We start from the raw sequence: 23284 nt of genomic DNA, 5'->3' as shown, positions 1-23284 counted from the left end.
TCCGCCGTTCACCGAACGGATTGCTGGCGTCCGGCCACCGTCCGCAGTCGACGACACTCCGGCGGTCCACCGTACGGGCTGTGTCGCGATCATCACGGGGAATCGTCGTCCTGCTGGCCTTGGCGCTCGCCGTCATGGGCTCGGCCCGGCCGGCGGCCGCGGCCGTGTACGCGCCGATCACGGGCGGGGGCTCGACGACGGCGTCCAACGCGTTCCACCTCTGGACCGGCAACGTCGCGCAGTACGGGATGCGCGTGGACTACCTGCGGGTGGGCGACGCCAGCGGCCGGCAGCGCTTCGCCGCGGGCGACACGGACTTCGCCGCGTCCGACGTGCCCTTCGACGCCGGCGATCCGGCCGCGGCCGCGCGCCCCTTTGCCTACATGCCCGACGTCGCCGTCGCGACCACGTTCGTCTACACCCTGCGCAACGGGCTCGCGACCATCACGAACCTCCGCCTGTCCGGCGAGAACGTCGCGAAGATCTTCACCGGCCGCTTGACCGCCTGGAACGACCCCGCGATCGCGGCCGACAACCCCGGCGTGAACCTCCCGGCGATCGCGATCGTCCCGGTCGTGCACTCCGAGGGCTCCGGCCAGACCGCGGCGCTCACCCGCTGGATGGCCGCACGCCAGGGCCCGATCTGGCAGTCGTACTGCGCGCAGACCGGCCGAACCCCGTGCACCCCGACCTCGGCGTATCCGGTGCTGAACGGCTCGAACATGATCGCCCAGCCCGGGGACGTGGGCGTGGCCGGATACGTCGCGCTGGCCAACGGCACGATCGGCTACACCGACGCCTCCACCGCGCGGGCCGAGGGCCTGCCGGCGGCGAAGGTGCTCAACTCGGCCGGCTACTACACCGAGCCCACCGCCGGCCACGTCGGCGTCTCGCTGCTCGCCGCGCGGGTCGCGCCCGACGGCACCGCGGACCTGTCCGGCGTCTACACGAACCCGGATCCGCGCACGTACGAGCTGTCGTGGTACTCGTACCTGCTCGTGCCGACCGGCGACGCGTTCGGCTTCACCGCGGCCAAGGGCTTCACCCTGGCCCAGTTCGGCACCTACCTGCTGTGCCCGGGCCAGGGCGGCCTGAGCGCGCTCGGGCTGGCCCCGCTGCCACTGAACCTGGCCCTGGCCGCGTACCGGCAGCTGCGCCAGGTGCCGGGCGCGCAGGTCCCGCCGACCGAGGACGGCTTCGTGCACTCCTGCGCCGGCAACCCGACGTTCGCGACCGACGGCACCGACACGCTCGCCGCGAGCGACCCGATGCCGGCCGGGTGCGACCGCAAGGGCCAGGGCCCGTGCTTCACCGGCATGCTCACGCAGACCGGACTGTCGGGCCCGGACCAGGTCGCGATCGGCGACGCCGTCAGCCTGGTCGCCTCGGTCTACCCCGTCGGCGCGCCGGGCACGGTCCAGTTCCTCGACCGCGACACCCCGCTCGCCGCCCCGGTGCCCGTCTACGGCGGCTATGCCCGGCTGACGGCGATCCTCGACCCGGGCTTCCACATCGTCACGGCCCGGTACGAGCCGTTGGCGGACTACCCCTACTACCAGCCGTCGACCTCGAACCCGCTCGGCATCACGGTCGCGGGCGTGGCCCCGCAGGACGAGAGCATCGTGACGAACGTCCCCCACGACGAGGGCGTCTTCACCATGACCGTGACCGACGTCCCGGTCCGGCTCACGACGGCCGCCCTGCAGCCCGACCACACCTTCGACTCGACGGGCGGCCTCGCCCCCGTGACGATCACCGACGAGCGCGACCAGACCCGCCCCGGCTGGAGCCTGACCGGCCAGGTGGGCGACTTCACGAGCGGCGCGAACACCTTCAGCGGCGCGTACCTGAGCTGGACCCCGGCGATCCTGACCCCGAACCGGGCCGGGGACGTGCGGCCGGGCGACCCGAGCGCGATCCTGCGGGACGGCAGCGAGCTGGCTCACGCCCCGGCGGCGGGCGGCCTGGGCACCACGGTCCTCGGCGCCGGCCTGCACCTGCGGATCCCGTCGACGACCCAGCCCGGCGAGTACTCCGCGACGCTCACCATCACCGCGATCGCCTGACGGGCCCGCACGCGGCCGGAGAACGCTCGATGTCCCGCATACGTCGATGGTCGCGGCCCGCAAGGCCGGGCTCCATCCCGCTGCCCACCGGCCGCGCGCTGGGGCTGACCCCACCGGGTCAGGCGACCGGCTCGGTCTCCGGGCGGTAGCCGTCGGCCTGGAGGCGGAACAGCCGCGCGTACTCGCCGCCGTGCGCGAGCAGCTGCGCGTGCGTGCCCCGCTCCGCGATCTCGCCGCCCGACAGCACCACGATGGTGTCCGCGTCGCGCAGGGCGCCCAGGCGGTGCGAGATCAGCAGGCTCGTCGCGCCGGTGCGGTGGGCCCGCAGGCCGTGGTGGATCTCGTGCTCGGCCTCGGCGTCCAGGCCCGCGCTCGGCTCGTCCAGGATCAGCAGGTCGCGGCGGTCGCGCAGGTAGGTGCGGGCCAGGGCCAGGCGCTGCCACTGGCCGCCCGACAGCAGCACGCCGTCGCCGTCCGCCTCGGCGAAGAGCTTGGACAGCATCGTGTCGTAGCCGTGCGGGAGGGCGCGCAGCACCGGGTCGATGCCGGCCCGGGCCGCGGCCGCCTCGACGTCCGCGGGCGACGGGGACGCCGTGACGTCGCCGAGGGCGATGTTCTCCGCGGCCGTCAGCTCGTAGGTCATGTAGTCCTGGAACAGCGCGCCGATCCGGGACCGCAGACCGGACAGCGAGAGCGAGCGCAGGTCCACGCCGTCCCACAGGATCGCGCCCCGCGTGGGGTCGTAGAAGCGGCACAGCAGCTTCACGATCGTGCTCTTCCCGGCGCCGTTCAGCCCGACCAGCCCCACCGCCGAACCGTGCGGGAGGACGAGGTTCACGCCGCGCAGCACCCAGTCCTGCTCGGGGGAGTAGCGGAACCACACGTCCCGGAACTCGATCGAGGACCGCAGCGGTGGTACCGCCCGAGGCTCGTCCGGCACCGCCAGGTCGGGCTCCGCGTCGAGGACGGCGCGGAAGTGGCGGTACAGCAGCAGCGCGTTGTGCACCATGGCGACGCGGCCGACCAGCGCGGCCAGGGTCGTCTGCAGGGCCGCGATCCCGGCGACCAGGGCCGAGACGTCGCCGACCGAGAAGCGCCGCAGGGACACGGCCCAGACGAGGACCGCTCCCAGTACCGATGCCGAAACCAGGCCGAGCAGGAACTGCACGCGCAACGTCCGGGCGTCCAGGCGGCGCCGCTGACCGTCGGCCTCGGCGAGCTCGTCCAGCATGCGCAGGCGGAACAGCTCGGACAGCCCCAGCAGCCGCACCTCCTTCGCGGCCGGGAGGCTGGTCTGCAGCTCGGCGTAGAAGAACTCGCGGCGCTCGTTCGGGCTGATGCTCCAGATCATCGCGGCCTGCGCGCGGCTCAGGCGGATCTCGGCCAGCAGCGCGGGAACCAGGCCCAGCAGCGTGACGGCGGCGATCGCGGGGCTGACCGCGGCCAGGACGACGACCAGGCCGGCCACGGTGATGCCGAGCTGGACGGTGCCCAGGACGCCTTGCACGACCTGGCCGGGGCCCGAGCGGCCGGCCGACTGGGCCATCCGGAGCCGGTCGTGGAACTCGGGGTCCTCCAGCCGGGCGAGGCCGCCGAGCCGGGCCGTCGCCTGGTACAGGTCCGACTGGGCGCGGCGGCCGACCTGGTTCTGCAGGAACGTGTGCAACGACGGCAGGGTCGCGGCGAGCAGTCCCGCCGCGACGAGTCCGGCGATCGCGAATGTCGCAGTGTCGGCCGTACCGCCGGCGGAAATCGCATCCAGCGCGCGCTTGAGCAGCCAGACGGTGGCGACGGGCACGACCGCGCCGACCAGCGTGACGGCGGCGTCGGCGGCGAGAGGGCCGGGGCCGGCGCGCACGGCCAGCCGCACCGCGTGCCCGGCGTCGAGGAAGGGCTGGCGCACGCCGCGCACGTTACCGTGATCATCCTCGATGGGACAGTTTTCACGGCGCTTTCACGGCCGAGCCGGGGTTTCGCGGCGTCGCGTTGACACGACTGCGCGTGATCACTGACGCTCGCGATCGTCGTCGTGCAACACCAAGATTCGAGGAAAGGACGCCCATGGTCGCACTCGTCAACCGGCTCGCCGACCGCATGCTCGCCCGGCTCGTCCCCGCCGCGCGCGCGGAGGCCGACTGCGCCTACCACCTCAGCTGCTGGTGCTCCGGCGGCCTGCACTGGTGCCAGAAGTGCATGAACGGCTGCTCCGGCGTGCCGAACCACTGCTACGCCAAATACGCGACGGGGACGTGCTGACCCGTTTTCCATGGTTCGTCGTGCGGGTCTCGGGCGGCAGCATGGCGCCCGCGCTGCACGACGGCGATCTGCTGCTCGCCCGCCGGTACCGCGGCCAGCCGCTGCGCGTCGGCGACATCGTGGTGCTGCACCGGCCCACCGGACCGGTCCGGCTGCCACCGGGCGCGCGGATCCAGGCCGGCCCGGTCGCTCCCCAGCGGCCGGGCCGGCTCGTCAAGCGCGTCGCCGGGCTCGTCGGGCCCGACGCGATGATCGTGCTCGGGGACAGCCCCGGCTACGACTCCCGCCTCTTCGGCCCGGTCCCGGTCGCGACCACGATCGGCGTGATGGTCCGCAAGCTGCGCACCGCATGACACCGGGCCCCGCCGTGGCGGCGGCGAGGCCCGATGCGCCTGCGGATCAGCCCAGGCGGAACTTCTGGGCCGCGGTGGTGTTGCAGTCCCAGATGCGCAGCGGGTCGCCCGCCTTCTGGTTGTTGTTCGGGTCGTCCAGGCAGCGGCCCGACGGCGGGTTGTAGAGCGTCCCGTCCGCGCGGGTGGTCCACTGCTGCGAGCCCGTGCCGTTGCAGTCCCACAGCTGCACCGCGGTGCCGTTGGCGGTGCCGCCGTTGACCACGTCGAGGCACTTGCCCAGCGTGCGCAGCGACTGGTCACCGGGGGCGGACCAGCGCTGGGCGTCGCTGCCGTTGCAGGTGTAGAGCTGCACCGCGGTGCCCGAGGCCGGCGACGCGTTGGCGACGTCGGCGCACAGGCCGCCCGGGCCGGTGACCGGGCCCGGCGGCAGCTTCCAGAGCTGGGCGCCGGAGCCGTTGCAGGCGTACATCTGCAGCTGCACCGCCCCCGGCGTGGTGTTCGAGTTCGGCACGTCGAGGCACTGCCCGCCGTTGGTCAGCGCGCCGTTGGACTGGTGCGACCACTGCTGCGCGGCCGCGCCCGAGCACGTGCTGATCGTGACCCCGGCCCCGGCGGTGAGGCACTTGCCGAGCACCCGCACGGTGTTGTCGGCGCCGTAGGCGAACGTCTGGGCGGCGGTGTGGTTGCAGCCGTACAGCTGCGTCGCCGTGCCGTCCGTCGCCGTGCCGCCACGCACGTCCAGGCACAGGCCGCCGGCGCCGAGGATCTCGCCCGCGGTGGGGTTGGCGGTGGCCGAGCCGGACAGCGAGACGGTGTGCTGGGCGTTGAGCGCCAGCGCGGCCGTCGTGACCGTCACCGTGCGCTGGTTGGCGTTCCAGGACCACGCCGTCTCCGGGACCTGCACCCCGTCCACGCTCACGGCGGTGGGTGCGTTCGAGTTCGACAGGCGCAAGGTGTACTGCCGCGACGTCGGCGCCCCCGTGAAGGAGCCGGTCTGCGCGCCGACGGTGAGCGTGCGCGACGCCTCGCTCCAGGCCAGCGGGGCGCTGGTCGAGGCCGTCGAGGTGCCCTCGCCCGCGTCGGAGTGCAGCGAGAAGGTCCCGTCGGCCCCGGCGGCCACGTTCACGGTCAGCTGGGTCAGCGGCCGCTGCCCCGCGTTGTCCACGTAGTCGGTGCGGGTCGGCAGGATGCCGCCCGACTTGATGAGCACCGGCATCTGCGACAGCGGCGCGGAGACGGTCACCGTGGACGGTCCACTGTAGACCTGGCCGGTGAAGTAGTCGGTCCACGTGCCCGGCGGCACCCACATCGAGCGGGAGCCGGAGCTGCTCACGATCGGCGCGACGAGGACGTTGTCGCCGTAGAGGTACTCGGTCGGGTTCGTGTACGCCTCGTTGCTGGCCGGGTAGTTGAGGTACAGCGGGCGCGTGATCGGCACCCCGGTGGTGTTCGCCTGCTTGGCCAGGGTGTAGGTGTAGGGCACCAGCGCCTCCCGCAGCCGCAGGAAGCTCTCCGCACTGGCCTGGGCCGCGCCCGTGTAGTTCCACGGCAGCCGGTCGCCGTGGTCGGAGTGCAGCCGGTCGACCGGCTGGAAGGTGCCCAGCTGGACCCACCGCGCGTAGAGGTCGTCGGCGAGGTGCCCGCCGTGGAAGCTGCCGATGTCGTGGCTGACGTTGGAGAAGCCGGCGGCCGCCTCGTCCGGGGTGAACCGGGCCTCGAACGCCAGCATGTCCCACGACGCCGGGGTGTCGCCGGTGAACTGCATCGTGTTGCGCCGCTCGGCCCACGGCCCGGCCGCGAAGCTGGAGTCGTCGTTGCCGTACTCCGCGCCGCCGATGCGCCCGAAGGAGAACCCGCGCAGCCCCCGGGCCGCCGCGGCGTCCGCGTAGGCCTGGTTGATCCAGGGGTCGGCGGCGACGTGCGGGTCGGACGCGATCGAGGCGCCGCAGCTGGTGCAGTAGTCCAGCCACCACGTGCGCACGCCCTGCTGCTCGAACGGCTTGTGCAGGTTCAGGTACGCGCTGAGGTGCCCCGGCTTCGACCAGTCGAAGACGTAGTTGCCCCCGTCAGGGATCAGCCCGCCCGCGGTGCTGTTGGCCGCGGCGAACTTCGGGTCGTTGCCCGCGATGCTCGTGTGGACGTTCAGCGAGACGTCGAGGCCCTGCTGCTTCGTCCAGTCCAGGAACCCCTGCGGGTCCGGGAACAGCGACGTGTTCCAGTTCCAGCCGTTCCACTGGCTCGGCGACTTCCAGTCGGTGTCGACGACGAGCCAGTCGATCGGGGTGAACGTGCCGCGGAAGGTCGGCAGCAGCGTGTTCTGGTAGTCGGCGGTGCTGTAGGCGAAGTAGCGGGAGTACCAGACGCCGTACGCCGACTGGGGCAGCAGCGCGGAGGCGCCGGTGAGCGCGTTGAGGTCGCTCAGGCCCTGCTTGTAGTTCTGCCCGTAGCCGAAGAAGTAGCCGTCCTGGTACGGCTGGCTGCCGTGCCCGGGCCGGTCGGTGAGGACGTGCGCGGCGCTGAGCAGGGCGGTCCGGGAGTCGTCGAGCAGGTACCAGCCGGATCGGGCGAGGATGCCCGGGTGCTCGGGGACCGGCAGCACCCTGGGGTTGTCCAGCGAGCGCGACCAGCCGCCGAGGGCGTCCTTCGGCCCGGCCCCGTAGGCGGTGGTGAGCAGCGCCGTGGAGGCGGCCGGGAACGTCGTGGTGGCCGTGGGCGTCAGCGCGATGCTGTCGATGTTCACGTGACCGGAGTCGGACGCGTTCTGCGCCACGGTGATCGTGCTCGTGCCGGCGGGCAGGCTCACGGTCGTCGACGCGGTGCCCCAGGTGTCCCAGCCGCCGGTGGCGGGCAGGCTCAGCTGCGGCCCGGCCGTCGTGCCGACCCTGGTCGACAGCGTGCGCGTGGTGCTCTGCCCGTCGCCGCCGGTCGCGTTGGCGTAGCGCACCTGCAGCCGGTAGCTGCCGGCCGCGGGCACGCCGCTGACGTCGACCGCGATCCCGGAGCCGGTGGACTCGATCCCGGCCGCGAACGCCGAGCCCGTGTAGCCGGTGTGGTCGTAGGCGGGCGTCGCGCGCCCGGTGAGCAGGGCGTTCTCGGCCTCGCACGCGGTGTTGTACGCGCAGTAGGAGGGGAACGCGGGCTGGGCGGTCACGCCGGTGGACAGCGCGACGGAGGTGTTCGCGGCGGTGAAGGCGCCGCTGCCCTGCTTGTAGCGCAGGGTCAGCGCGCTCGTGCGGATCTCGCGGTACCCGTCCGACGTGGCGGTGGTCGTGTACGACGGCACCGGGAGGTTCCGGTTGACCGCGTTGAGCGTGGTGCCGTCCTGGAAAGCGCCGTCGCCGGCGTATTCGAGGCGGATGAGGGTCGGGGTGAGCACCTCGAAGCGGGCGTTGCCGTCGGTGACGACGTTCGTGGCGGCCTGGGCGGGCGCGGGCGGGGCGAGCGAGACGAGTGCCCCGGCGAGCAGCGCGAGCGCGGCGGCTCGGGGGAGGAGGCGGCGGTTGGGCACAGATACCTCACAGGGCAGCACTGAGCGGATGCTGTCCCTCACTCCACTGCGTTGTAACTAACGTTGTCAATACGTGTTATGGGAAATGTTGACAGAACGCCCTCGCGTGTTGCCTCCGCCTACTCGCGGGCCTCGGTGACGTCGGAGGCGGTGCCGATCCACTCCTCGATCTGGCCGTCCTCGTCGAGCAGCGGCACCGCGCGCGACAGCGTCCAGCCCAGCGTGCCGTCGGGCCGGCGGACGCGGTGCTGGAGCTGGAAGACGGTGCGGGTGCGCACCGCGTGGTCGATCGCGGCGAGCACCCGGGGCTGGTCGTCGGGGTCGATGTAGTGGTCGAGCCAGGAGGTCGAGGGCTCGTCCGTGTCGTCGAGGAACCCGCGCCCGGTCAGCGTGCGCATCTCGGACCAGTCGGGGCTCATGCGGTACACCACGTCGAAACTCGCGTCCACGATGGCGCTCCAGCGCGCGTCGGTCCGGCGGCGCTGCCGGGCCAGCTCGAGCTGCGCGGCGACGCGGGCGACGAGCTCGCGGGCCGAGAACGGCTTGACGATGTAGTCGTCGGCGCCGGCCAGGAGCCCCTCGATCGCGGTCTGCTCGCCGGCGCGGGCGGTGAGCAGCAGGACCGGGACGCCCGCGAGGCCGGGGTCGGCGCGCAGCCGGCGCAGCAGGCCGAAGCCGTCCAGGCGGGGCATCATCACGTCGGCCAGGACGAGGTCCGGCCGGTGGTGCCGCGCGACCTCGAGCGCCTCGACGCCGTCGGCGGCGCCGGTCACGTGCCAGGCGCCGCCGAGCAGCCGGGTCAGGTACTCGCGCATGTCGGCGTTGTCGTCCACGACGAGCACGCGGGCGTCGCCGAGCCAGCGGCCGGGCAGCGCGGGGACCTCGGCGTCGCGGTCGATCCCGAGCGCCCGGCGCGCCTGCTCGCGGGCCGCGTCCCAGCGCGACGCCTCGGCGGCCATCGCCGCGGCGACCTCGCCGGTCGGGGCCGGCGCGGTGGTCTCGGGCCGCCCCAGCGGCCGGCGGCCCAGCGGCAGCCAGACAGTGAAGACGGTGCCCCGGTCCACCGTGCTGGTCGCGCGGACCCGCCCGTGGTGGCGCCGGACGAGCTCGTCGACGAGCGCCAGGCCGATCCCGGCGCCCTCGTGGGTGCGCCCGCGGGTCTGGGCGACCCGGTGGAACCGGGCGAAGATGTGCGGCAGCTCGGCCGCGGGGATGCCCACGCCCGTGTCGCGCACGGTCAGCTCGGCGTGCTTGGGCAGGGCCCGCAGGGTGACGCCGATGCCGCCCGACCAGGTGAACTTCAGCGCGTTGGAGATCAGGTTGGAGAGGATCTTCTCCCACATCTCCGGGTCCACCCAGACGGGCTCGGGCAGCGGCGCGGCCTCGATCGTCAGCGTCAGCCCGGCGGCCGCGGCGGCGCTGCGGAACATCGCGGCGATCTGGGTCGTCAGCGCGGCCAGGTCGGCCGGCACGAGCCGGGCCCGCAGCCGGCCGGCCTCGATCCTCGAGAAGTCCAGCAGGGTGCCGACCAGCCGCAGCAGGCGCCGGGCGTTGCGCTCGGCGACCTCCAGCTCGGCCGCGACACCGGCGGGCAGCTCGGCCGCGTGGTGCAGGGCCTCCTCGAGCGGGGCGAGCATCAGGGTCAGCGGCGTGCGGAACTCGTGGCTGACGTTGGAGAAGAACTCGGTCTTGGCCCGGTCCAGCTCGGCGAGGCGCTCCAGCCGCTCGCGCTCGCGGCGCCGGGCCTCGGACTCGGCGACCTTGGCCGTGACGGTCTCGCCGATCAGGGTCAGGAATTCGTGGTACCGCTCGTCCGGCGCCAGCCGCGGGTTCAGGCCGAGGATCAGCACGCCGGCGGCCTTGTCCTGCGCCTCGTCCCGCAGCGGCAGGAGCACGGCGGCCTCCGGCGACACCTGCGGGGCGCCCGTGAGGTGGCCGCGGAACCGGGTCGCCAGGTCCTCGAGCAGCACCCGGCCGCCTTCCACCGCCTGCCGCAGCGGCCAGGCGCCGGCCGGGGTGAGCCGCGTCTCGCGCGGCGCCAGCGGGCCGCCCGGCTTGACGCCGGCCGCGCCGACGAGGCCGGCGACGGCGCCGGTGCTGTCGAGGAGGTACACCACCGTGAAGAGCAGATCGGCGCAGTCCCCGAGCACGGCCAGCGCCGCCTCTCCGGCCGCGCGGCGGCCGGCGGCGACCGGAATGCCCGCGAGCCGGTTCAGCGTGCGCAGGCGCCGCGCCGCGATGACCTCCCGCGTCCGGTCGAAGAACGACTGGTAGACCCCGAGCACCGTGCCGTCCGTCCCCCGGATCGGCGTGTGGGACAGGTCGAACCAGGCGTCCCGCATCCGCCCGTCCCGCTCGAACGGCAGGTGCGCGGCCTCGATCCGCGGCCGGCCGCCGCGCAGCGTCTCGGCGAACAGCGGCCGAATCCGGTCCCAGGCCTCGGGGAACGCCTCGCGGTGCGGCCGGGCGAAGGCGTGCTCGTGCCGGCCACTGAGCGGGTCGACGGCCGCCTCGTTGACCAGCAGGAAGTTGTCCTCGCCCCAGATGACCGCCGTGGGGTCGGGGGAGTCCATCGCCAGCCGCACCGCCGTGCGCAGCACCGGCGACCAGTGCGCCACCTGCCCGACCGGGGTCCGGCCCCAGTCGATCTCCCCGGCGAGCGCGGCGATGCGGCCGGTCCGGCCGAACGTCGCGTGGATGGCCGCGAGTTCCTCGCTCGCCGGGGGCAGCGGCGCCCCGCACGCGACGTCGGCGACGACCGCGCCGATCTCGTGCAGCGGCAGCACCAGGTCGGCCCCGGCCGCGACCGCGGCCCGCGGCATCGCGGGCTGCTCGGCGGTGTCCTCGCTCTGCGCGATCACGATGCCGCCGGCGGCCTTCATCGCGCGCACCCCGGCGGCGCCGTCGCTGCCCATGCCGGTCAGAACCACCACGAGCGCCCGCGGCCCGAACGAGTCGGCGACCGAGGCCAGCAGCGCGTCGTGCGGATGGTCGCGGATGTCCAGCGGGGTCGAGCCGACCGCGCTGCTGCTGTCGGGAAGGATCTCGAGCCGCCGCCGCGCGGGCGCGACCACGACGTGGCCCGCCTCGAGCGGCTCGCCGTCCCGCGCCCAGGCGACCGGCAGGGTGGTCTGCCGCTGCACGACCTGCACGAAGTGGCTCCCGGGCCCGCCCAGGTGCTGCTGGACGACCACGGGCACGGGCAGGCTCGCGGGCAGCTCCCTCAGCACCGTGCCGATGGCGTGCAGACCGCCCGCCGAGGCCACCAGGACCACGACGTCAACGCTCACGCACCTCAGTCTTCCACTTCGCCGCCGGATCCGGACGCCGGCGGCTCAGCCGCACCCGCCCCGAGCGCTCACCGCCAGTACCACTTCTGGTTGCTCTTGCCGTTGCACGGCCACAGCTTCACGGCGCTGCCCGGCGCGGTGTTCTCCCCGAACACGTCCGCGCACTTGTTGGCCTGCGTGTCCACCAGGTCGTTGGAGCCGTTCAGGCGCCACTGCTGGGCCTGGTTGCCGTTGCACTTCGCCACCTGAATCGTGGTGTAGTCGTCGGTCGAGGCCCAGGCGGCGTCCATGCACAGCCCGACCGAGCGGATCGTGCCGTCCGGCGCGGTCTCCCAGTGCTGCACCGCCGAGCCGTCGCACCGCGCGATCGTCAGCGCCGCGCCGTCCTTGCCCGAGTTCGCGCTCAGGCACAGCCCGGACTGCACGCCGACGATCGCACGGCCCGGGATCGTCGGCGCGGCGGCGGTCGTGGCGGCCGCGGGCGGCTTGACCCCCGCGGCGCCGGCCGTGTTCGTCGGGGCGGCCTTGGCCGGGCTGCCACCCGTCGTCTTCGGCTGCTGCGTGGTCGCCGCGGGCTGCCCGGCGGCCGACTTCACGGGCGCGGCGGACGGGGCCGGCGAGCCCGGGGCCACGCTCGGGGACGTCTGCGACTCGGTGACCGCCGCGGGGAAGACATACTGCGGGTCCGCGACCCGCGGACGGTCCGGCGCGGGCCAGCGCAGCTGCAGCGGTACCGCCACCAGCACCGCCAGCGTCGCCAGCCCCCCGGCGGCGATCCACACCCGCCGGTCCGGCAGCAGCCCGCGGGCCGCGGTCGCGGGCTTGCGCGCGTAGGCGGCCGCGAAGGATTCCTCAGACCGGGGCACGGTCGCTCCTCACAGAAGGCAGGTCCTCGGGCCGCAGCAGCACGAGGTCGTCGGGGCCGGCGCCGTCGAGCTCGGCGACGCGCTGCGCCTGCCGCTCGGTCAGCTCCTGGAACACCTGGCGCGCGAGGCGGCCGTTGCCGAAGCCCTCGCCGCGCGGCAACGCGTCGAAGTAGGCGGCGAGCCCCTCCGCCGCGGGGCCGGTCAGCTCGTAGCGGTGCTCGCCGGCCTGGTGCTCGACGATCGCCACCAGCTGGGTGGTGTCGTAGTCGTCGAAGTGCAGCGTGCGGGTGAACCGGGAGGCGAGGCCCGGGTTCGCCCCGACGAACCGGGTCATCTCGTCCGGGTAGCCGGCGACGATCACCACCACGTCGTCGCGGTGGTCCTCCATCATCTTCACGAGCGTCGCGATCGCCTCGTGGCCGAAGTCGTCGCCGAAGCGGGGGACGAGGGAGTACGCCTCGTCGATGAACAGCACCCCGCCGAGCGCCCGGGTGACGGCGGCGGCGGTCTTCGGGCCGGTGTGCCCGACGTACTCGCCGACGAGCGCGGAGCGGTCCACCTCCACGAGATGGCCCCGGCGCAGCAGGCCCAGCGCCTTGAGCAGCCGGCCGTAGAGGCGCGCCACGGTCGTCTTGCCGGTGCCGGGGTTGCCGGCGAACACGAGGTGGCGGCTCAGCGGGGGCGCCGGCAGCCCGGCCTCCTGGCGCATCCGCACCGTCTGCATGAGCTTCACCAGCGTGTGCACGTCGCGCTTGACCCGGTCGAGGCCGACCAGGACGCCGAGCTCGCCGAGCAGGTCGTCGAGGCTCTCCTCGGCCGGGTCCGGGTCGAACTCGGCGACCGGCCGCTCCGGCGCGCCGGCGGCCTTGGCCAGCGGCACGGCGTCCGGCCGCTCGTCGAACGTCGCCGTGGCGCGCTCGCCCACGTGGATGGCGGTGAAGCCGGGCTCGGTGATGCGGCAGTCCTCGTAGGTGCCCCCGGCGTCGTCGGCGACGTAGAGCCCGTTCTTGGCCACGCCGTGCACCCGCAGCCCCGACACCGTCGGCTTCGCGCCCGTCCACACCACCAGGCCGGAGCCGCCGCCCCCGGTGACCGTGGCGCCGTCGATGCGCACCTCGGCCTGGCTGTCCACGACGATCCCGGCGGCGCCCGCGTCGCGGACCGCGACCTCGGCCAGGGTGGCCGCGCCGGCCCCGGTGACCTCGAAGCCGACCCGGGCCGGGCGCACCACCGTGCAGTTGCGCACGGTCGCGGCCGTCGCCGAGGCGAGCCGCAGCCCGATGTCGGCGCCGTCGACCCGGCAGCCGTCGGCGCTCAGCCGGGCCTTGCCGGTCGCGTGCACCCCGCTCATGGCCAGGTCCGACAGGTCGCAGCCGGACAGCTCGACGGCGGCGTCGTCGGCCGCGTGCACGCCGTGCTCGGCCCCGCGCACCACCCGGCACCGCTCCAGCCGCAGCCGGGCCGCGCCGGCGCCGTGGACCGCGCCGAAGGCGGAGCCGACGAGGTGGCAGCCGGTCAGCAGGGCCTTCGCCGAGCCGGTGACGAGCAGCGCGTTGGCCCCGGCGTCGCGCACGGTGCAGTCCTCGGCGACGAGCTCGCCGTCGTCGGCGACGACCAGGCCGCTCGCGCCCGGGCCGGTGATCCGGCACTCGGTGAGCCTCGCCCGGGCGGCCCCGTTGACCTGCACGGCCGCGGAGCCGGCGGCGGCGATGCTGCTCTGCTCGGCCAGCGCGGTCGCGGCGTCCTCCAGCAGCAGCCCGGTGCGCCCGGCCCGGTCGATGCGGCAGTCGGCGAGGGTCAGCCGGGCGGTGCCGCGCAGCCGGATCGCGGAGCCCTCGGTGCCGTGCAGCCGCAGCCGGGTCGCCGCGAACTGCGCGTCGCCGGAGAGCACGACCCCCGCGCCGTCGCCGATGCGCACGTCGGTGGCCTCGGCCCGGGCCGGCCCGACCAGGTGCAGCGCGGCGCCCGCGGCCCCCTCGATCGCCCCGCCGGTGAGGGCCAGCGCGACCCGGCCCCGGGCCTCGACGCGCCCCTGGCGGACCCGGACGTCCTCCAGCACCAGCCCGCCGCTGTCCACGACGGACACCAGCGGCCGGGACGGGTCGGTGCCGGTGATCGCGAACCCGTGCACCGCGCAGTCCCCGGTCGCCACCGTCAGGGCCGGCTCGGTGCCGGCCGGGACCAGCTCGACGCTGCCGGCCCCGGCCTCCGGGCGCAGCGTCACCGGCCGGTCCAGCCGCAGCGTCTCGGCGTAGCGGCCCGGGGCCACGGCGACGGTGTCACCGGGCGCGGCCGCCCGCACGGCCGTGGCCAGGTCGCGATGGGCTCCGCGGCGGCCGGGGGCCACCAGATGTACCGTCACGGCCATCCTCCGGGCTGGTAGTACCACGGGTTGACGCTGGGCCGGAACGCCTTGAGCAGCTCCGAGGTGACGACCTTCTCCACGATCTTCCAGGGCAGCTGGAAGCCGAACTCGGCCAGGCCCTGCCGGTGGAACGCCCGCCCGCCCAGCCCCGCGGTGAACAGCGTCTTGCCGATCGTCGTGGTGACCGCGCCGGTGATGCCCGACGCGGCCGCGAGCAGCCCGTCGAACGCGGCCGCGCCGCCGGAGAGATAGATCGTGTCGCCGTCCGCGTTGGTGATGCCGAAGACCGAGGCGTTCATGGCGCCGTTGACGAAGCCGGTGAGCCCGGCGACCGGGACGTTGAACGCGAAGTCATAGGTGCCGCCCCGCCAGCGGGTCGCCGTCTCGTTCCCGGCCCACTCGTTGCTCCAGTGCTTGTCGTGGTTGAGCGGCTTGCGGAACCAGGCCTTGCCGCCGTCGATGTTCGCCAGGCCGGCCTTGAGGTCGGCGGTGCGCTGCATCGGCCCGAACCGGTTCTCGTGCATCACCGACCCGACGGCGCTCTTGACCGCCGAGCCCACGGCCGCGTTCGCGAACGCCTTGAGCGCGTCCTGGCCGTTGAACTGCTTGCCCGCGATGGCGTCGACGATCGCGTTGACCACCAGGTTGGCCGCGAACTCGAGCAGGAACTCCTGGGCGAACTCCAGCGCGATCTTCTGCGCGGCGTGCTGCCAGTACGGCTTGTACAGCGCCTCGTTGAGGTTGCCGACGTGCAGCTCACCGCCCCAGGCCATCCGGTTGCTCTCGCGGATGCGCCGGTTCCAGCCCCGCACCTCCGACGCCCAGCCGCGGTAGTCCAGCTCCCGCCCGGCGAGGTCGAGGCCGCGCCCGACGCCGGGCACGTGCACCCAGCCGGCGTCGTCGCGCCTGGCCACGATGGTGCCGGCCGCGTCGTACTGCCGCCACTGCCCCCGCCACGCGTCCTTCTCGATGAAGCCGACCCCGGGCAGCGGCTTGCGCTCCCGGACGACGGCGCCCATGTCGAACTCCTTCCACACGCCGAGGTCGCCGCCCCGGTACTCGCGCACCCTCAGCACATCCGCGGCGGGAACGTCACGGACCAGGGTCGGGCCGGTCAGGTCCCGGAACCTCGTGGCGCCCGGCGACCACTCCGCGTGCCAGGCCCGGCCGTTCCACCATTCGCGGCTGGCCCCGAGCGGCGCGGTGACGTTGCCGTGGCGGTCCACCCGGTGCCAGTGCCAGGTGTGGCCGCCCGCCGCGTTGTCGACCCGCCACGCGTCGACGTACGCGCCGCCGTCGAGCATCCGCCGCTCCCGCACCAGCACGTTGACGCCGTTGACCCGCTGGAAGTCGCGGAACGAGTCGTCGAACGTGGTGTGCGGGCCGTTGAAGTTGCGGCCCCAGTCGCGGGTGCCGCTGTTCGTGCCGTCGGTCCACGTCCAGCGCCGCGTCGTCGCCCCGCCCGTCGCCTCCACGTGCACGGTCCCGCCGCCGGGGGCCATCGTGGGGAACTCGTCGGAGCGGCCGACCACGACGCCGTGGATGTCGCGCTGCACCCACGGCCGGCCCACACCCTCGAACGCGTCGATCCGCGACGCGAACCCGCCGCCCGCCGCACCCGCGGCGGGCGGGCGCTGGAACTCCCGGATCGAGCCGTCCGCGTAGCCGGCCCGGGCGACCCGGTAGTTGTTGTTGAAGGCGTACCAGTCGCCGGCCGTGACGAAGCGGTCCTCCCACACCCGGCCGTCCGCGTGGACGCCGCGGCCGAAGGACACCCGGTAGCCGCTGAGGTTGCCGGCCCCCTCGGACCACGGGACGTGCAACGGGTTGCGGGCCGCGCCGGCCGGGAGCGGGACGACGTCGTGCCCGACGGTGAGCGTGTTGCCGTGCTCCAACTTGCCGGTGTACCGCACGAAGCGCCCGTCCCGCCCGACGTCGTACGCGGCCTCGCTCATCGACACGAACCGGAACCCGTCGGTGCGCACGGCGCCCGGGTCCATGCGCGTCCACGTGAACACCTGGAACTTCGTGTCGGTGCGCAGGAACTGGTTCTCGTGCAGCCGGAACACGCCGCCCGGGACGCCCGCGAGGAACCGGCGCGCCCAGTGCGGCGGGCGCTGCTCGGACCAGCGGGCCGTCTCCAGCGTCGAGCCGTTCGGCAGGTTCTGCAGCTTCCCGGCGTCCTTGCCGTGCGGGGAGTGCGACTTCCACGTCGCCGCCGGTGCCCCGCCCGCGAGGTCGTACTCCTTGTACATCCCCGCCTTGTCCGGCCCGTGCCACGGCCCGTGCTGCCGCTGGGCGATCGCCCCCGGCGCGCCGCCGGCCCCGGGCGCCATCCGGTCGGTCCAGCCGCCGTCGTGGTCGACGGTCCGCACGCCGCTGCCGAGCTCCGCGCCGTGCTGGTCGACCCGCGTCCAGCGCCACTGGCCGAGCGCGTCGCGGGTCGCGATGACCTCGCCGCCGCCGAGGCTCTGCCGGATCGCGTGCGACGGGGTGCCGGTGTGGCTCACGTCCCGCCACGACACCGCCGAGTTGTCGAAGCGCCGCACGCCGTGGTCGACGAGCGTCCCGGCCTGGTCGAACTTGGCCCACTGGGGCCGCTGCCCGCCGCGCAGGTCGTTGCCGACGGTGCGGAACACGTCGAGGGTCTGGTTCGCACCCGGCACCGGCCGGCGGTGGAACATCTCCGCCCCGGTGTCGGTGAGCAGCTTCACGCGGCCGTTGACGGCACCGGCGAAGTCGGCCGTACCGCGCTGGAACGGCCCCGGATTGACCACCGGCGCCCCGTTCTCGTGCAGCCGCCAGGTCCCGTTCGGCACGTCGGCGACGAACTGCCGGACGGTCGGCCGCCCGTCGCGCAGCACGTTGAACGACTGCGCGGTGACCGCGCCGTCGGGGTTGTGGACGCGGTACTCCCCGTTGTGCAGCCCGCGCGTGTCGGTGACCCGGAAGTCGTTGCCGGCCAGCCGCTGCACCCGAAGGTGCGGGATCTGCGCCCCGGTGACCGCGTGCTCGGCGTGCCAGCCGCCACCGACCGGGTTGACGAGGAAGTGCTCGACGTTGCCGGCGAGATTGTCGGCCCGGACCCCGACGTGCGTGAGGGTGCCGTTGATGTCGAACCGCTCGAAGTGCGCCGCGTTGGTGAGGTTGTCGACCTGGAACCCGCCGGCGTGGGGGTTCGACCGGAAGCCGGCCGGTACCTCGAGGTGCGGCGCCCCGCCGCCCGTCGGCGTGACGTGGGACCAGCCGGGGTGCCCCTGGATGGGGCGGCCGGTGTGGGTGAGGTTGGCGTTGATGTCGAAGCGTTCGAAGTGGCCGGCGTTGGTGAGGTTGTCGACGTGGAACCCGCCGCCGGCGTGGGGGTTGGCCTGGAAGCCGGCGGGGACTTCGAGGTGCGGCTGGCCGCCGCCGTGGGGGGTGACGTGGGACCAGCCGGGGTGGCCCTGGACGGGGCGGCCGGTGTGGGTGAGGTTGGCGTTGATGTCGAAGCGTTCGAAGTGGCCCGCGTTGGTGAGGTTGTCGACCTGGAACCCGCCGCCCGCGTGCGGGTTGGCCTGGAAGCCGGCGGGGACCTCGAGGTGCGGCTGGGCGCCCGTCGGGGTGACGTGGGACCAGCCGGGGTGGCCCTGGACGGGGCGGCCGGTGTGGGTGAGGGTGCCGTTGACGTCGAACCGCTCGAAGTGGCCCGGGTTGGTGAGGTTGTCGACCTGGAACCCGCCGCCCGCGTGCGGGTTGGCCTGGAAGCCGGCGGGGACCTCGAGGTGCGGCTGGGCGCCCGTCGGGGTGACGTGGGACCAGCCGGGGTGGCCCTGGACCGGGCGGCCGGTCGCGAGCAGGTTGCCGACGTCGTCGAACCGGCGGAACTCCTCGCCCCGGATCATGTCGGTGACCTGGAAGCCCCCGTCGCCGTGGGCGACCGCCAGGTACTCCGGCCGCCCCACCCCGCCGGCGTCGACGACCCGCAGCGACTCGACGTTGCCGACCGTGTGGATCTCGATGCGCAGGTCCGACGCCGAGCCGTGCACGTCGCGCAGCGGCACGTGCGGGTCGAACGGCTCCGGGGCCATCTTGGAGAACGGCTGGCCGCCGCCGAGGAGGCGGGGCCGGGCCTTGACCGACTCCGCGGTGATCTCGGCGATGCGCAGGTCCATCGTCACCGGGTCGATGCCGAGGGTCTTCAGGTCGCGGGCGATCCGGTCGACGCGGGTGATGGCGGCCGCGTACGTGCGCTCGGCCCGCACCTCCACCGCCGTCGGGCCGCGAGAGGAGCCGCCGGGGCGGTCCATGATGTCGTTCCAGGTCTGCTCGACCCGGCCGAGCTCGTTGCGGGCGCGGGTGTACGCGGCCCAGGTCTCGATCTTCTTCGCCCGCAGCGGGTCGTCGGCGCCGCCGAACAGCTCGCCGATGCGGTCGCTGTCGCGGCGCCAGGCTCCCTCCAGGCCGCCGCCCGGCAGGCTGACCGTCTTGCCGGGGCTGCCCGCCGAGTGGATCGCGTTGTCCAGGCCGGTCTCGGCCCGCGCGAGGCGCCCGCCGAGCTGGGTCTGCACCAGGCCGGCGACGGCGGTCGCGCCGATCGGGTCCAGGGTGGCGCCGGTCTGGACGTCGGCGCCGGCGTTGTGGGCGGGGTTGACGACGGTGGGGGTGCGTTCCGCGGTCTTCGGGCCGGCGGTGACGGGCGCGGCCACGACGAGGTCGTCCACCTTCGGCGCCCCGGCCACGTGCGCGGGCGCGACGTTGCCGGTGTGGACGGTGGCCACGTCGGCCGTGCGGACGGTGGAGACGGTGTTCGCCGTGTGCACGGCCGGAGCCTGGACCGCCGGCGTGTGCTCGACGGGGGCCAGGTTGACGTGGACCGGCGGGGGAGTCGCCGCGATGTGGGCCGTGGTGTGGGCCGTGGTGTCGACCGTGTGGGTGATCGTCGGCGCGTTGACCAGGTGGGTGACGGGAGCCGGCGGGGTCGTCGTCGCCAGGTGGGTGACCGGTGCGGGCGGTGCCGTCGAGGCCACGTGGGTCGCCGCCGGAGGCGTGACGATCGCGTTGACCGCGGGCGCCTCGACGTGGACCGCCGGGGTGTCCAGGTGGCGGGTCACCGAGCCGAGGTCCATGGACACGTGCTGGGCGTTGATGGCCAGGCTGGTGTGGTCGGCGATGCGGCCGCCGGCGCCGTTGAGGGCCGACGTCGGGACGCCGTTCATGAGGTGCAGGGACGGCGGGGAGACCGCGGCGGAGCCGAGGGCGTCGATCGCGTGCACCGGGGCCGGCGGGACGGCGCCCGTGTGCAGGGCGCCGACGCTGCCCAGGCCCGGCACCTCCAGGTGCGGGGCCTGCAGGTGCGGCGGGTTGAGGTGGTTCGCGCCGTTGACGAGCTGGTTGACGTGCACGCTGGGCAGGTCGAGGGCGTGCGGGGTGGTCGCGCCGTTGGCCGTGGCGTTGAGGTGCAGGCCCGGCAGGTCCAGCGCGTGCAGGGTGCTCGTGCCGGCGGTGTGGGCCGGCGGGGTGAGGTGCAGGCCGGGCAGGTCGAGGGCGTGGACCGTGCCGGAGATCGCGGTTCCGCCGGCCAGGTGGGCGACCGTCGGGGGCTGCAGGTGTACCGCCGAGGAAATCCCGGTGATGTGGTCCACGTTGGCCAGGACCGGGTTCACCGCCCGCTCGGCCCAGGCCTCGACCCGCACCTTCGAGATCGTGTCCATCGGCGAGAGCAGCAGCGCGTCGAGGTTGCGCACCGCGTCCCCGCTGAAGTGCAGCGAGTCGCCGAACGAGGTCGGGATGTGCATGCTCGGCGGGTTCATGCCGAGGTGGCCGAGCCCGCCGAAGTCGGTGAGCTTCGGCATCTGCAGGCGCGGCGGCACGGCCAGGTCGCCGGCCCGCACCTCGGCGAGCTTGATCGACGGGAGGTCGACCCCGCGCTCGGGCAGCACCGGGTGCGGCTTCGGCAGCCCGAAGATGTGCTTGCCGAGCACGCCGCGGTCCCACACCGCGAGCTTCGTCGCCTGCCACACGCCCAGGTGCAGCTCGTCGGCCTCGGCCGGCAGGAACAGCCGCAGCCACCTGTTGCCGCCGAACTCGCGCTGCAGGAACGTCCACGTCGAGCTGCCGAACTTGGCCAGGAACCCGGGGATCCCCGCCACGACGTTGCCGATGCCCTTGACCCCGTTGACGACGATCAGGCCGCCCTTGCCCAGGGTCGTGGCCATGAACGAGGGCAGGTCCTTGATCCCGGCCTGCACCCACAGCCCGGCGCCCTTCACCCAGCTGCCGCTCAGCGCGACCATGTCGTGCAGGCCCGGGAACAGCACGAACGGGTGCGAGATGATGCCCCTGAAGGTGTTGCCGAAGAACTTGAACACCGCGAACGCGCCGGCCTTGAGCCCGTTCCAGGCCAGCTGCGCGCCGGTCTTGATGAGCTGGAAGATCGGCACCGCCCGCGTGGTCGGGGCCAGGATGCCCAGCGCCGACAGGAAGAACTCCAGCGCCGAGGCCTTACCCTGCGCGAAGTCGACCGCCGTCTTGATGAACAGCACCATGTTCACGCCGAGCGCGACGAGCGCGATCGGCCCGCCGAACACGAGGGCGGGCAGGATCAGCGCGATCGCGAGCCACTTGAAGATCTCCCAGAACTCCTCGCAGCCGGAGACGGGCTGCTTGATGTGCTCGTAGGCGTCGACGATCTTGTTCGAGGCGGTGGTCGCGGCGTCGGACACGGCGGTGCCCGCGTTCCTGGCGGTGTCGGTGAACCCCTGCCGGCTCGGGTCGTCCTCGGCGAGGTTGCGCGCCTGGCTGAGCGCGTTGTCGGCGCGCCATTGCTGATCGCGCAGGGTCGAGTTGTACGTCGTGAGCGCCGTCACCGACCACTCGAACGCCTCGGCGAGGCTCTGCACGAACCCGCGGAGCCGGTCCGAGATCTTCTCCCGCAGCGCGTCGGCGGTCTGCCCGACGAACGCGTTGGGACCGGCGGTCTCGAGCACCGCGGCCAGCCCGTCGTCGACGTCGCGCGCGACCTGCCCGAGGTCGCGGATGGACGCGATAACCTCGTCGATGCGGCCCGGGTCGCCCGGCGTCGGGTCCGATCCGAGGCCGACCTTGTCCCAGTCGGTCGGGCGAGCCACGGCCTCGCCTCCTTCGCATGCGCTCCCGGGTTGTCCGGCCTCGCCTCGACCACGATCGAGGGGCCGCTCCGGTTCACGCCCGCGCCCGGGAAATCACGGCCTGGGCGGCGCCATGCGGGCGGCGGACTCGGCGAGCGCGTCCCGCCAGGCCCCGTGGGCGACCGAGGCGACGTACCCGTCGGGCCGAACGAGGATCTGCGCCGGGCCGCGGATGCCGTACGTGCGCCGAAGCCGCGCCGGCGGGCGGGGGATCGAGACGGTCCTCAGCGCGGCGCCGTGCGCGGGCCACACACCGCCGGGGAGGCCGGCGATCGCGTCGGCGCCGACGGCCAGGAGGGTGAAGTGCGGGCCGCGGAACGCGTCGTGCAGCCGGCGGTGGCGCCCGTCCTCGTCCTGGTACACGGCGTCGGGCGCCCGGTCACCGGGCCGGACCCCGCTCGCCGGGCCGGCCGGCGCGAGCGGGCCGCCGGCGTAGGACAGGCGCAGCTGGCGCTCCTCGTCCCCGCGGCGGATCGCCTTGCGCGGCTTGCCGTCGAGGGACGTGTACAGCGCGCCGGCCAGCCCGAGCACGTGCGCCGCGACCGGCCGGCGCTCCGCCTCGTAGGTGTCGAGGAGCCCGTCCGGGGCGCCGGCGAGGACCTGGGCGAGCTTCCACCCGAGGTTGTAGGCGTCCTGGATGCCGGTGTTCATGCCCTGCGCGCCGGTCGGCGGGTGCACGTGGCCCGCGTCGCCGGTCAGCAGCAGCCATCCCAGGCGGTACCGGGCGGCGATGCGGATGTTGGGCCGCCAGACGGACGCCCAGTGCACCTCGCGCAGGACCGGCTTCGCCCGGCCGGGCAGCGCGGCGAGCGCGGCGGCGAGGGCGCCCGGGCTCGTGTCGGCCTCCTCCGCGCGCCGCAGCCGGTACATGAGCTGGAACCGGCCGCCGGGCAGCGGGCACAGGGCCACGAAACGGCCGTGCCGCCGCGGCCAGATGTGCCACCGGTCGCGGGACGGCCCCCGCACCGTCACGTCGGCGACGATCATCCGGTCGGACTCGTCGGTGCGGCCCTCGAAGGCGATGCCGGCGAGGTGACGCACGGTGCTGGCGCCGCCGTCGGCGCCGACGACGTACCGGGCCGGGATCGCCTCGGCACCCGCGGGCCCCCGCACGGTCGCGGTCACGTGCTCCGGGCCGTCGAGCACGGTCTCGACCGTGGTGGCGAACTCGACCCGGCCGCCGAGCTCGCCGAGGCGTCCGCGCAGCGCGGCGTCGGTGCGGTACTGCGGCACGAGCAGCGTGTCGGGGTGCGGGACGTCCGGGGCCGGCCGCCGTCGCCGGTACATGGCGACCGGGATCGTCAGCGGGCCCTCGAAGCCGCCGGGCGCGGCGCTGATGACGCGGCACGCGACACCGCGGCGCCGAAGGTCGAGGGCCAGGGTGAGGCCGGCGGGACCGGCCCCGACGACGAGCACGTCCAGGGTGGAGGGCATC

Annotated in this window: 10 protein-coding genes; 3 read left to right on the top strand and 7 right to left on the bottom strand. The window is 74.3% G+C overall.

Annotated features, from left to right (window positions below; genetic code table 11):
• Window positions 1-80: 80 nt before the first annotated feature.
• Window positions 81-2066 carry a substrate-binding domain-containing protein gene (locus AC6JBM_RS17490; RefSeq protein WP_497984644.1) on the top strand — a complete coding sequence of 662 codons (1986 nt, stop codon included), beginning with the start codon at window positions 81-83 and terminating at the stop codon, window positions 2064-2066.
• Window positions 2067-2184: 118 nt separating this feature from the next.
• Here AC6JBM_RS17490 and AC6JBM_RS17485 read toward each other — a convergent pair whose 3' ends face one another.
• Window positions 2185-3969 carry an ABC transporter ATP-binding protein gene (locus tag AC6JBM_RS17485; protein WP_497984643.1) on the bottom strand — a complete coding sequence of 595 codons (1785 nt, stop codon included), beginning with the start codon at window positions 3967-3969 and terminating at the stop codon, window positions 2185-2187.
• A 158-nt stretch (window positions 3970-4127) separates the two neighbouring features.
• On the opposite strand from AC6JBM_RS17485, the gene AC6JBM_RS17480 reads away from it, so the two are divergent.
• Together AC6JBM_RS17480 and AC6JBM_RS17475 are read left to right on the top strand one after the other, a co-directional pair.
• Window positions 4128-4322 (top strand): hypothetical protein, encoded by a 195-nt coding sequence (locus AC6JBM_RS17480; RefSeq protein ID WP_350617771.1) that lies wholly within the window; start codon window positions 4128-4130, stop codon window positions 4320-4322.
• Window positions 4316-4675 (top strand): S26 family signal peptidase, encoded by a 360-nt coding sequence (locus AC6JBM_RS17475; protein ID WP_497984642.1) that lies wholly within the window; start codon window positions 4316-4318, stop codon window positions 4673-4675. Before AC6JBM_RS17480 ends, AC6JBM_RS17475 begins: the two co-directional genes overlap by 7 nt.
• A gap of 46 nt (window positions 4676-4721) precedes the next feature.
• Here AC6JBM_RS17475 and AC6JBM_RS17470 read toward each other — a convergent pair whose 3' ends face one another.
• The 6 genes from AC6JBM_RS17470 to AC6JBM_RS17445 all read right to left on the bottom strand — a co-directional run bounded on the left by AC6JBM_RS17470 (window position 4722) and on the right by AC6JBM_RS17445 (window position 23283).
• Window positions 4722-8183, bottom strand: a complete 3462-nt coding sequence (locus AC6JBM_RS17470) for a ricin-type beta-trefoil lectin domain protein (RefSeq protein ID WP_497984641.1) — start codon at window positions 8181-8183, stop codon at window positions 4722-4724.
• Window positions 8184-8302: 119 nt separating this feature from the next.
• Complete coding sequence (locus AC6JBM_RS17465; protein ID WP_497984640.1) at window positions 8303-11473, bottom strand: chemotaxis protein CheB; 3171 nt, start codon at window positions 11471-11473, stop codon at window positions 8303-8305.
• Between the two features lie 68 nt (window positions 11474-11541).
• Window positions 11542-12339: a ricin-type beta-trefoil lectin domain protein gene (locus tag AC6JBM_RS17460; RefSeq protein ID WP_497984639.1), complete on the bottom strand. Its 798-nt coding sequence runs from the start codon at window positions 12337-12339 to the stop codon at window positions 11542-11544.
• The gene (locus tag AC6JBM_RS17455; protein WP_497984638.1) at window positions 12326-14701 is read right to left on the bottom strand and encodes a right-handed parallel beta-helix repeat-containing protein; all 2376 of its coding nucleotides are present in this window, start codon (window positions 14699-14701) and stop codon (window positions 12326-12328) included. The genes AC6JBM_RS17460 and AC6JBM_RS17455 overlap by 14 nt, the downstream gene beginning before the upstream one ends.
• Window positions 14698-21810: a hypothetical protein gene (locus AC6JBM_RS17450; protein WP_497984637.1), complete on the bottom strand. Its 7113-nt coding sequence runs from the start codon at window positions 21808-21810 to the stop codon at window positions 14698-14700. Before AC6JBM_RS17450 ends, AC6JBM_RS17455 begins: the two co-directional genes overlap by 4 nt.
• A gap of 93 nt (window positions 21811-21903) precedes the next feature.
• The gene (locus AC6JBM_RS17445) at window positions 21904-23283 is read right to left on the bottom strand and encodes an FAD-dependent monooxygenase (RefSeq protein ID WP_497984636.1); all 1380 of its coding nucleotides are present in this window, start codon (window positions 23281-23283) and stop codon (window positions 21904-21906) included.
• Window position 23284 lies beyond the last annotated feature (1 nt).

This window comes from Dactylosporangium thailandense (genome assembly GCF_059739745.1).
Note: the sequence above shows the minus strand (reverse complement) of the source record. Positions and strands in the feature narration are given on the sequence as shown.